Genomic DNA, 7,480 nt, shown 5'->3' on the forward strand with positions numbered 1-7,480 from the left:
CGTTTGGGCTCGAACTTCGTCCGGAGATGGTAGAGGATCGTGTTGGCAGCGGGGCCGTTCTGACTCGACGCACAGAGCGTAGAGACAGAGGTCCCGTCGGCGCAAGCGCCGACGAGGACCTCATAGATGCCCTCAGTAGTGATTTCAGCGTTATTGGCTAAGGAAAGCGGAACTTCCTCCTCAAGGGTGTTGACGAGAAAGTTAAGAAGCTGGTCCTCGTGAATCTCACTGTCTGCTTGCTGGGTCGTAGACACACCTTCAGCAAGCAGACGTTCTAACTAAGCGGCTTTGTGATGTACTGAGAATCCATCCTCGTTCGGGTTCTCTTCGGTGAGCAGCGCGAGCGAATAGAGGATGAATTTGACCTGTGTCGTCGATCCACGGAGAAGCTCCTCGAAGCGATCGATTTCAGCCCACTCCTGGGCATCGCGAACGTGTTCCTCGACGACTGTATCGACGTTTTCTCGCTCGGCTAGTTCGCCGGCGTGACGAAGAATTTCGATGGCCTTTCTGGCGTCACCGTGTTCTTGGGCGGCTAGTGCCGCCGTCAGCGGGATCACATCATCCGAGAGAACGCCATCGTGGAACGCGTCCCGTCGGTGCTTCATAATTTCGCGCAGTTGATTCGCATCGTAGGGCTGGAAGACGAACTCTTCCTCGCGGAGACTGGACTTGACGCGTTCGTTCAGCTGGTCGCGATACTCGATCTTGTTGCTGACCGCGATGACGCCCAGGTGACAATCCGCTTTCCCTGATTCGCGAGCCCGCGAGAGCTGCATAAGAATATCATCGTCATCGAGTCGGTCCACCTCGTCGAGAATGATGATGACTGACTCGTAGGCAGTATCCAGAATCTCCCAGAGATAGTCGTAGTATTCCCCGCTGCCAATCCCTGCGCGCGGAATATCGAAGTCAGTCTCGCCCGTCTCGTTGAGTGAACGGGTCACCGTCCTGGCAACACGCGTCTGTGTGTTGTGCTGCGCGCAGTCAACGTAGACCGTGCCCACGGACACACCGTTCGACTCCGCGGCCCGCCGTGCTCGCTCGGTGACGTGACGGGCAACGAGTGACTTCCCGGTTCCCGTTTTGCCGTAAATAATCACGTTGTTGGGCGGATCGCCACGAACGATTGGCCTGAGTTCAGCAGCCACGGCCTTGATCTCGCCATCTCGGCCAACGATACGTCCGCTTTCAGGGACGTGGCCAACTTTCAGCAGCTCCTTGCGAGCGAAAATGTTGGCTCGGTTGGGGTCGTCTTCATCAAAGTCAAAGAGGGGATCGTCAGCGGGATCCTCGTAGCGGCCGTCGAAGTCAGAGAGTTGGGACGGTTCCTCAGCCATCAATATCAGACATCGCGGATGGAACCCACTTAATGATTTTGCCACCTTGACCAGAGTGTAAATCGGGCGATCGTAGTCTTCTGATGTATTATCGCCGCCGTATCATCTTCACGAAGAATCGGGCCGGCCCCGAGTGAATCTGGAATCGGAGCAAGCGTTACCGACGCAGACTGACACCCCCCAATCCAGAGTGAAAACGCCGGACTGGAGCGAGTTTGACGCACACCTCGTCAAGAGTGAATATCCCTCAACCCGGTGAGCAGCGTACTTGGATGAGACGACACCCCCCGTCCAGAGTGTATCTCCCCAACCGAGTATTAATTCTATGAGAAGACACATCGGCACTAGGCGTCTGACGCATAACAGGCACCCCTCGTCCAGAGTGAAAGCGCCGGTGACGAGCATTCGTCGACACCCCCAACCAAGAGTGAAGACGCTGACCAGATCTCCAACCGAAGCAAAGCAGGGTACAATCGGAACAGTCGGGATCGGGTATCTTGATTCCGGTTGACGAGGAATATCGGGAGATACCAATCCCGATTTCGGCTTTGATGCCGGTTCGCTGGTTGGCGAATAGTCAGAATGACGATTGTTCCTTCAACGTCTCATAATACGTGGACGATGGAATCGAACCCCCACACCCCTCGTCCAGAGTGTAACGCTACGAGAGTCCCTCGGTTGACCCGGCGGAGACCACACGACGAGTCGGCTGGGAAGTGCCGAAATCACAAGACGTGAGACGAGTATCCGTCGAACAGCAGTCGTCACACAGTCGAAGTTCCTCTAAACATACCACTTTTCATAGTATTACCTAGAGGTTTTATTACTACCTGCCTCCTACCACTCCCCAAGTGCATTCAGCACGAGTAAGAGGACGAGGGCGGCATTCGTCCGGGTGGTTTCGAACCGCTGCTCGTGTTTGCTGCTCCAGTTCTTCCGTGTTCTCCCGTCTCAGGCAGTCTTCCCGTGATTCTTCCTCATCTTCTGCCACGAGAACCCCCGTTTCCCGTGGACCTCACCCCACTCTCTTGATTGGTTTTCACTCTGGACGAGGGGTGTGTGGGCGAAGTATTCTCTCCAGGTCCGTTCCGTGTCTCCACTCAGCATTAACCAACAAACTTCCCGATACCTCGATAGTGTTGGTTAACCTCTCTCAGTCTCGGTGAAGACGGCCAAGTCCGTTTCCCGAGTTTCCGCGATCTCACGTTGAATCTCCGTCCGACCCCAGCCAAGCGGTGACAGCACACTCTCGACAGCTCTGACGAGTTGCGTCTCGTAGTACGACGCATCGTACGACTCTATCTCTTCGTGGGCTAACGCGACCCGCTCTCGAGAGCTCTCCTCGTCGTCGACGACTACGTACTCGATATCCTGTCCCGGGTGGATAGCGAGGTCTTGGTCCCGAGCCCGCTTCAGCGCCGCCACGTTCTGAGTGGTCTGTGTATACCGTTCCAGCGGCTTGGAGACACGATTCCGTTCGACGAGTTGGTCAATCGGCACCGTCCCAGCGTGGAGGCGCTTGATTGCGTCCTGGAGACAGTCGAGTACGGCGTCCGGTGACCGCGTGGCATCGAGCCGGTCAAGACAGTCCCGCTGGACGTTCTCGATGAACGGCGGGGTTGAGCGCTGCCGGGCTTCGATGCCTCTGAGCTTGAAGTCGTCGTCGCCGGCGATCTTCCCGAAGTACTTCGTCAACGCGCCGGCGTCGCTCTCGCGCTGCGGGACGAACGCCACCCAGTCGTAGTGGGCCTCGTGTTCGAGCCGAATCTCGACGCGGTCCGTAATTTCCGCCGCGAGCGTCTCGAGGTCCTCGCGGTCCTCGTCGTCGACGTCGGGGTCCGGCGTCACCCAGATGGAGTCGACGATGCCGTGAACGACGCGCCAGCCGCCGGCTTCCAGTCGCTGTTTCGCCGTCAGCAGAATCTCACGAGCGAACGCGTTGATCGCCTCGTGGCACTCGATGCGGCCGAACTTCGCGTTGCTGAACCCCTGATACCCGAAGCAGGCGACGAGGATCCACTTCAGCGCTCCCGACCGTCCCTCGAGTTCTGCCAGTCGGTCCTCGTCGGGGTCGTCCCGTTCCTTCTCGCGACGGATGGCCGCCTTGATCTCGTCGCGAGCGTCGATGATCGGCTGCAGCACGTCGACGAGGTAGCCCCGGTCGTCGCAGATCGAGTACCCGAGGCCGGGGACGTCGTCGCGGTCGCTGTGGCACTCACACCGGATGACGTCCGGCGAGACGTTCCGGGTACAGATGATGTTCGGGTACAACGAGGAGAAGTCGAGTTCGTGGACGTTCTCGCTGACAGTTGGACCGACCAGAAACGCGTTATCATCCCGCTATTAGCAATCATTCTTGGCCGCGTTCGCGAACAGTTGCAAGCCGATAACGATGCAGCGACAAACGCTGCTCAACAGACCATCAAGCAGACGATTCTCCGAGAAGCCTTCGAATACGACCTTGATGAAAGCGAAGTTCGGATCGCCGTTGATGCCGCAATTCAATTTCTCGACTAGCGTCACCCTGGCTCCCAGCAGCTGGAAGCGCGAACACACCCACCAGTTTCTATCACTCGAGTGATGGTAGAAGTTCCATGAACGATACAGAATCCGCTGATAACACCGTCTCAACGGAGTGTGGACACGAAGCTCCACGAGAAGCAACCGTTCATATTCCAGAAGTCGGGCGAGTCTGCCGGGAGTGCCACACCCCAATTCCACTTCGTCAATGGAAGACGGTAATCGATGAGCAATCAACCCAGCATCAAACGGGCGACATAAGCCATTACTCCACGTGGCTGGTCGGGCTGGACGAGGTTGGCCGTGGAATCTACTTCGACGAATACAAGGACAAGGTCATAACTCTCATCCCGAAATATCACCCAGACTTCCAAGACGACGTTGACGGTGACGAACAACCATTCCGTAAACGACCGCCGAAGTTCGGCGGTGGGCCTGGCAAAATCGTGAACGCGCCCGACAATGGTGTTCTCGTCGTCCACAATCAAGTCTCGTTCCGTACCGGAGCAATATCCAGCCGGAAGCTCAGCGCGTGGGTCGCCGAGGAAGCAACCAACACCACCTGGAGTGCGCTCTCCGAACACGCGCTTGAATTACTCGAGCATCACGCAGACTGCTACGATAAGGCGTACTACAACGACGACACCTATCCAGTTGCAGAAGCACGCGAACTCGTCAAAGAGTTCCGCGACGACTAACAGAGGCGCTCAGACAGCTTCTGTGGGTTCATTCTAGTTTCCGGGTACAGATGATGTTCGGGTACAACGAGGAGAAGTCGAGTTCGTGATCGAAAATTGCACTTGGGCGACAACGAGTGGCATTCAACAACACTGATCTACCGACGGAAAGAGAACTCCGAGCACACCGATCATCGGCAGTACTCGGTGTTCATGACGAATGGCTCTGGTGAATCACTGGACAGCGTCGGCTTCGACCGTCAGAACTAGTGGAATGAAGCGGGAAACCGCCGATGCCTATGTCGAAGATCTCCCGCTTCACGAAGAAAGCGGTTCAGTTAGCTAAAAATGCTGTCGGTGGCCGAGGCGAAGTCGCCGCCCCCGAAGGGGGTGGCGGCTTCGCCGATTACGCCATCGTATCGCTCCATTGTCTCCGGGTTTACTTGGAGAAGTCCTACCGAGAGGCGTTGGATCTGCTGAGTGAGATTCCACATATTCTCGGGGAGATCGGCCTTGAACCGGCCGATTTCCCCGCATCATTCGACGTTAGTAAAGTGGTTTGATAGAATCAAGACAGCACTCTGGCGAGTGCTGCTGCGCCTCTCGGCGCAGCTGCACGGCCCGAGCGGTCACGCCGCTATCGACGCGACATTCTTTGACCGCGAAAACGCGAGCAAGCACTACTGCCGTCGGACGAATTACCGCGTCCAGACGCTCAAAACAACTGCTCTCGTGGACACAGAAAGCCACGCGATTCTGGACGTTCACTGTACGACCGAGAAACGTCACGACACACAACTCGGCTGGCAGGTCGCCCGCCGCAACGCGGGCGACCTCGCCAGCCTCGCTGCGGACAAAGGCTACGATTGGATGAATTTACGCGAGAAACTCCGCGAAGAGGGCGTGAGGCCGCTGATCAAACATCGTGAGTACCGGCCCATCGATCACGCGCACAACGCGCGGATCGATGGGCCTCGATACCGCCAGAGAGCGATGTGTGAAACCGTCTTCTCAGCGATCAAGCGCACGCTCGGCGACGCCGTGCGTGCGCGAACTTGGCACGGTGAGTTTCGTGAACTCGTCCTGATGTGTGCGGTTCACAACATCAAGCAAGCGGTGAAACCATGAAATCACGCTACGTCTGGCGATTCACAACGGCCCCGTATCTCAGAGCGTACTAACTCCGCCGCGAAGTTTTCCGAAAACCAGGGAAAGAAGGGCTGAAAATCATCCTCGAAACTGCACTTTAACTCATCAACAATCTACGCCACAAGAGCGTTATCATTTATCAACTGTATCAACTTCTTGAACACGCCCAATCATCGTCCAAGTATCCTCATCTGGCCCCTTTCGGCCAACCAGAACGGATTCATTATCTTCACTCGATACAAACCGATATAGATTTTGTTCATTTTCACGAGTTCCCTCTGCCTGAAATTCTTGCTGAAAAAACTCCGCCTTGGATATCTGGGATATTATTTGCGATCCATCGTCAAGTATTATCTTGACAGAACCAGGACTAAGGTTATGAATTTGTTTAGCAATGGGATTGAGATCTGCCATAAGCCACCTACGAGAGGGTATAGGTAAATCGTGTCGATTTGCGATATCCGGTATCTTTGTCACTCGTCTACCCCCAACAGAATGTCTGAATTGGGGTTCGTCTGCTTCGAAGGTCCTCGCCAAACCTGTTGTAGTGAACCGAAGGATGCTGAGCTAGTTCGGATCCACTGTGTTAATCCCGATGGGAAGGCACATTCTGAAATCAAGAGTCGATCATCTCAATTCTCCGAGATAGGTGACAGATCTATTATTCAAACTTTATGCTCCAGCGGTTCTACTGTTAAAAGCCAATGGTTTGGTCTGTCCGGCTCGATGACGAAGAGCACGAAACAGAGCAATCTGACGACGAAATTGAGGGTACTACCTGCTCAGGATGCGGTTCAGACAAAATTATCCAACAGTCTAGCCGAGGGGAGCGGATCTGTGAAGAGTGTGGGCTCGTCCTAGAAGAGGACTTGGTAGATTCTGGCCCAGAGTGGCGAGCATTCAATCATCAAGAACGACAGGAAAAGTCGCGTGTCGGGGCCCCGACCACCAGCACAATGCATGATAAGGGTCTGACCACCCAGATCGATTGGAAAGACAAAGACGCGTATGGGCGAGCAATCTCGTCAAAGAAGCGGTCGCAAATGCACCGCCTACGGAAATGGCAGGAGCGAATCCGGACGAAGGATGCTGGGGAACGGAACCTCCAATTTGCGCTCAGCGAGATTGACCGGATGGCGAGTGCACTCGGTGTCCCGCGAGACGTTCGTGAGGTAACGAGCGTTATCTACCGCCGGGCATTAGATGAGGACCTGATTCGCGGACGGTCGATTGAAGGGGTGGCGACGGCTGCGCTCTATGCGGGCTGTCGGCAGGAAGGTATCCCGCGGTCACTGGAGGAGATAGCGGAGGTTTCACGTGTTGAACGAATCGAAATTAGCCGCACTTATCGGTATATATCAAATGAACTCAACCTTGAGTTACTACCGGTTGATCCAAAACAGTACGTTCCGCGATTCAGTTCAAAACTTGATCTTCCGCAAGAAGTTGAAGCGAAGGCTAACGAGATTCAGTACCTCACAAAGCATCGCCGGCTAATCCGACTTGAGCCATCTGTTCTGTTGTGGTGAGTCGTCGATCACGGTTGAGCAACGCTGATCGAAGGCGGAGCTGTCGCTGTCGGCGGCGCTCAGCCGCCGACGCGACAGCGTTGCCACTTGCGGAGACGCCGTACTCGGTGGGTGACTACCGGTGGAACCGGTCGTCTGGTGGCCGGTTCGCGGGGACGGCCCGACGCACCGCGAGGGCCGTCCACGCTGCCCGTCGAACCATATTCACGAACTCCTTGTACGGCCACCACCAGAGGCGACGCCCGCCTCGGCGCGGCGTCGCCAC

The 7,480-nt window shown here is 55.9% G+C and carries 4 protein-coding genes and 5 pseudogenes; 4 read left to right on the top strand and 5 right to left on the bottom strand.

Annotated features, from left to right (window positions below; genetic code table 11):
- From APQ99_RS12150 to APQ99_RS12160, 3 genes and pseudogenes are all read right to left on the bottom strand, one after another.
- Positions 1-254: pseudogene (locus tag APQ99_RS12150) on the bottom strand (ISH3 family transposase); the annotation flags it as partial.
- 24 nt (positions 255-278) lie between these two features.
- Positions 279-1,340, bottom strand: a complete 1,062-nt coding sequence (locus APQ99_RS12155) for an AAA family ATPase (RefSeq protein ID WP_244289018.1) — start codon at positions 1,338-1,340, stop codon at positions 279-281.
- A 1,143-nt stretch (positions 1,341-2,483) separates the two neighbouring features.
- A pseudogene (locus APQ99_RS12160) lies at positions 2,484-3,647 on the bottom strand (type B DNA-directed DNA polymerase); the annotation flags it as partial.
- On the opposite strand from APQ99_RS12160, the gene APQ99_RS12165 reads away from it, so the two are divergent.
- The 3 genes and pseudogenes from APQ99_RS12165 (at position 3,630) to APQ99_RS12180 (ending at position 5,665) form a co-directional block, all read left to right on the top strand.
- Positions 3,630-3,857 carry a hypothetical protein gene (locus APQ99_RS12165; RefSeq protein WP_136361171.1) on the top strand — a complete coding sequence of 76 codons (228 nt, stop codon included), beginning with the start codon at positions 3,630-3,632 and terminating at the stop codon, positions 3,855-3,857. The pseudogene APQ99_RS12160 and the gene APQ99_RS12165 sit on opposite strands and share 18 nt — an antisense overlap.
- Positions 3,858-3,934: 77 nt before the next feature.
- Entirely contained in the window at positions 3,935-4,558 is a 624-nt protein-coding gene (locus APQ99_RS12170; protein ID WP_136361170.1) for a hypothetical protein, read from the top strand.
- A 278-nt stretch (positions 4,559-4,836) separates the two neighbouring features.
- A pseudogene (locus APQ99_RS12180) lies at positions 4,837-5,665 on the top strand (IS5 family transposase).
- Between the two features lie 153 nt (positions 5,666-5,818).
- Here the strand turns inward: APQ99_RS12180 and APQ99_RS12185 are convergent.
- A complete protein-coding gene (locus APQ99_RS12185; RefSeq protein WP_136361169.1) occupies positions 5,819-6,100 on the bottom strand; it encodes a checkpoint protein HUS1 family protein in 282 nt (93 codons plus the stop codon).
- A 290-nt stretch (positions 6,101-6,390) separates the two neighbouring features.
- On the opposite strand from APQ99_RS12185, the pseudogene APQ99_RS12190 reads away from it, so the two are divergent.
- Positions 6,391-7,185: pseudogene (locus tag APQ99_RS12190) on the top strand (transcription initiation factor IIB); the annotation flags it as partial.
- Between the two features lie 145 nt (positions 7,186-7,330).
- Here the strand turns inward: APQ99_RS12190 and APQ99_RS12195 are convergent.
- Positions 7,331-7,480: pseudogene (locus APQ99_RS12195) on the bottom strand (ISH3 family transposase); the annotation flags it as partial.

The organism is Halobacterium salinarum DSM 3754 (assembly GCF_008124605.1).
GTDB lineage: Archaea > Halobacteriota > Halobacteria > Halobacteriales > Halobacteriaceae > Halobacterium > Halobacterium salinarum.